Origin of the sequence: Streptomyces bambusae, assembly GCF_019400985.1 — a bacterium.
Taxonomy (GTDB): Bacteria; Actinomycetota; Actinomycetes; order Streptomycetales; family Streptomycetaceae; genus Streptomyces; species Streptomyces bambusae_A.
The window spans coordinates 1-2,251 of the sequence record NZ_WTFF01000571.1 but is presented as its reverse complement, the minus strand read 5'-3'; the positions used below and the strand labels follow the sequence as shown (position 1 = coordinate 2,251).

The 2,251-nt window shown below is 76.4% G+C and carries 2 protein-coding genes; one reads left to right on the top strand and one right to left on the bottom strand.

The genetic code is table 11. The features are described from left to right. Positions 1 to 34: 34 nt before the first annotated feature. Positions 35 to 853: an NPCBM/NEW2 domain-containing protein gene (locus GPJ59_RS35640; protein WP_219672271.1), complete on the top strand. Its 819-nt coding sequence runs from the start codon at positions 35 to 37 to the stop codon at positions 851 to 853. Between the two features lie 723 nt (positions 854 to 1,576). Here GPJ59_RS35640 and GPJ59_RS35635 read toward each other — a convergent pair. After that, positions 1,577 to 2,251: asparagine synthase-related protein (locus GPJ59_RS35635; protein ID WP_258025417.1), on the bottom strand; the 675-nt coding region annotated here is incomplete at its 5' end.

Genomic DNA, 2,251 nt, shown 5'->3' with positions numbered 1-2,251 from the left:
AAGTGTTGATGCGTAAGCTCGTCGGCAGGGTCAGATGTGTATAAGCGCCGGGGCCAAGGCGGCCCTGGCCGCGGGGATCGCGGTCGCCGCGGCGGCCGGAGTGGTGTTCGCCCTCGCGGGGGACGACGCGGAACCCCAGGCGGAGGCATGGCCGGCGCCGAGTGCGTCCGCGGCGCCCAGAATCCCGCACGCCCCCTCCCCCGCCCCCAGCCCGTCCGCGCCGGAGCCGCCGCCCGAGCCCGGGCCCGTACCGTCACGGCTGACCACGCCACCCGTCGTACCGCCGAGCCCCTCGAAGCCCGCTCCCCGGCCGTCGCCGTCCTCGCCCGCGCCCACCCCGGCGAAGCCGGACCCGGCCCCGACACCCACGCCGACACCGACCCGTCCCAAGCCCTCGCCGACGCCACCGGCCCCGGCGGCCGGGTTCCCACTCGTCCGGCTCGGCCAGTCGGCCTGGGGCGACCACAGCGCGCCCGAGGTGCAGAGCCTGCGCAGCAGCTGGGTCTGGCAGCGCTGGGGCCTGCACATCGCCGGACGGCGCCACGCGCACGGCATCACCGTCAACTCCCGCTCCTCCGTGGAGATCGCCCTCAACCGGCAGTGCAGCGACTTCTCCGCCCGGGTCGGTGTCGACGACCTGTCCGTCCTGAGCGGTGGCTCGGTGCGGTTCTCCGTGTACGGCGACGGACAGCGGCTGTGGCAGTCCCCGACGCTCAGCCACGGCGACCCGGCGGTCCCGGTACACGTCGGGCTCGCCGGCCACCGCACCCTGCGCCTGGTCGTGGAACCCGCCGGCCGCCAGGCCCCGCTCACCCTGGCCAGCTGGGCGGACGCGGTGCTCAACTGCCGGTGACGGGACACCCGGGCGGTCCGTCGGTGACGGGAAAACCGGGCTGAGCGCTCCGCTGGAAGTGCGGTGATGAAACCGCGGGCCGGTGGGGGCTGGTCGCTCCCCCCAAGTTCTCGGCTGCGCTCGAACAGGGGGGACCCCCATCGCGGCGGAGCCGCATATGCGGACAGCCCCGCGCCCCTGACCTGACGGGGCGCGGTACCGCACCGGACTTCGCCGATCCCGCTAGGTCCGGTCCTGACGGGACACCTGGCAGGTCCCTTCGGTGACAGCAGTAGCGGTGGTCAGCGGCCGGTGACGGCGGTCAGCGGCCCCGGTGAGGGCGGTGAGCAGGGCCAGGACGCCGCCCCGGGTCGAGGACGGCGCCGGTAGCCTCCGGCGCCGGCAGCTCGTGCAGGACCACGCGGCACGGCCTCCTCCGGCACCGGCCACCGATGGCCGCCCCGCCCCTCGATGGCTGCAGCCAGGCCCCGTACCACCCCCGCCTGACGGCCCGCGCCTGGGCAGCAGCCCGGGGCCGGGGGCGCAGGGTGGGGGTGTCCGGGACGTAAAGCGTGATTTGTGGCGACGACACGGCTGGACAGCGCTGACAAGGCGCCCCGCCATAAATCATGCAGTCCCGGACCCCCCCCCCCGGAGCCCCCGCCCCCCCCCCGAAGCCCGCCCCGCCCCGGCAAGACCGCACACCCCGCCGCAGCAAGACCGCGCACCGCCGGGGCAAGTCGCTCAGGAGAGGGCCGGGCGGCGGGTCGGGACGCCTGTGGGGACGGCTCGGCGGCGGAGGGTGGTGGTGCCGGTCCAGCAGGTGCCGCGGCGGGACATGAGGCGTTGCAGCCAGAGTTCCATGGAGACCAGTTCCGCAAGGCCGTCCAGCGGGACCGGACGGCCCTCCGCCGCGTCGATCAGGGCCTGTTGGACGACGCGGGCCTCGATCAGGCCGGCGTCCGCCAGCAGCGGGGCGGTGAACAGCGCAAGCAGCTCGTGCAGGGCCGCGCGCAGGCCCAGGCGGGTCGCCGTCTCGTGCGGAGTGCGGGTCACCGCGCCCCAGCCCGGCGGCAGTTCGCGGACGCCGGACGCGGACAGGACGCTGCGCAGGACCGAGGCCCGCGCCCCCGGCTGCACCCGCAGGGATTCCGGGAGGGCGCGGGCCGCGCGGACGACCTGGTTGTCCAGGAAGGGCGCGTGCAGCCGCTGGCTGCGCACCTCCACGGCCTGCTCGAAGACCCGGTGGTCCGCCGCGTGCCGGGCCAGGACCGAGCGCGCCCGCGCCTCGCCCGGGCGCAGCGACAGCGGGGGCCGGCCGGCGGCCGCGCACAGGCGGATCGATACTTCCGCCAACGCCTCCCCGGTCAGCCAGGCCGCCGCCGGCCCCGGCCGGGCCCAGGTCAGGGCGGCCAGGGA